This window comes from Prevotella sp. ne3005 (genome assembly GCF_900110085.1).
Classification (GTDB): domain Bacteria; phylum Bacteroidota; class Bacteroidia; order Bacteroidales; family Bacteroidaceae; genus Prevotella.
The window spans coordinates 1-1156 of record NZ_FOCK01000021.1; the positions used below are offsets into that span (position 1 = coordinate 1).

At 38.9% G+C, this 1156-nt stretch carries 1 protein-coding gene; it reads left to right on the plus strand.

The window, feature by feature from the left end; all coding sequences use genetic code 11:
• A partial coding sequence (locus BMY16_RS15245) for an SUMF1/EgtB/PvdO family nonheme iron enzyme (RefSeq protein WP_170836147.1) occupies positions 1-961 on the plus strand: 961 nt, incomplete at its 5' end.
• Positions 962-1156: the final 195 nt, after the last annotated feature.

A 1156-nucleotide genomic window follows, 5' to 3' on the forward strand; every position in this document is an offset into this window, starting at 1 on the left:
TGCCAAAAAGTATCTTACTCTTGATGTTAGTAATATAGTTTTTTCTGGCGATGGTGGTACAGAATCTATAACGGTAAAATGCAATTCTTTATGGACTGCTTCTTGTGATGTAGACTGGATATCTTTATCATCGCGTTCTGGTAGTGGCGATGCTAATATCACTGTGAAAGCTATTGCTAATCCAAATACAACTACAAGACAAACGACAATAACGTTTTCTGATTCAGAGACGATATTAAAAGTAAGTGTCAGCCAAAAAGGCATTAGTCCTGTATTGACGATAAAAGTAGGTAATGTGTCTTTCAATATGATCCGTGTAGATGGTGGCACATTCTGGATGGGAGCTACCTCGGAACAGGGCTACGATTATGATTCGGATGAAAGACCTATTCATAGTGTAACTCTTAGTGGTTATTATATTGGTGAGACAGAAGTTACAGAAGCTTTATGGAATACCGTATTAGGAATCAGTTCTAATAATAATCCAAAGAATCCTAAAACAGATATTACTTGGCATGAAGCCTCGTGGTTTGTTGAACAACTGAGTGCAAAGACGGGTATGCAATTCCGTTTGTTAACAGAGGCAGAATGGGAGTTCGCTGCCCGTGGTGGCACAAAGACTAAACACTATAAGTATGCAGGTAGTAATAATATAAGTAACGTAGCTTGGTATGAGGATAATAGTGGTGGTCAAGTTCATGAGGTTGCCACCAAAGCGCCTAATGAATTGGGACTATATGATATGAGTGGAAATGTTTGGGAATGGTGTCAAGACTATTATGGTAGTTATTCATCTGGAAGTGTGACAGATCCTACAGGACCACCTTCTGGTATTACTACTCGTCGTGTGCTTCGTGGTGGCAGTTGGCTCTATGATTATAGGGGAAGCCGCGTATCGGATAGACTTTATGCACATCCGAACTCTGAATTCTCAGATATTGGCTTTCGTCTTGGTCTTTAGTAAGTTACCGTTAATTAGAAGATACAAAAACTACTTGTCGTGCCCGTCAGACCAGATAACAAGCAATTATTTAATTATTAATAGAGCGTTTGACGTTTTTCGATGGCCAGTTATGATAAAAGACATATATTGAGTTGGGTCCGTTTCGGGCCCAATTCTCGTTTTATCAAATAACTAATTCAATGAAATATACGT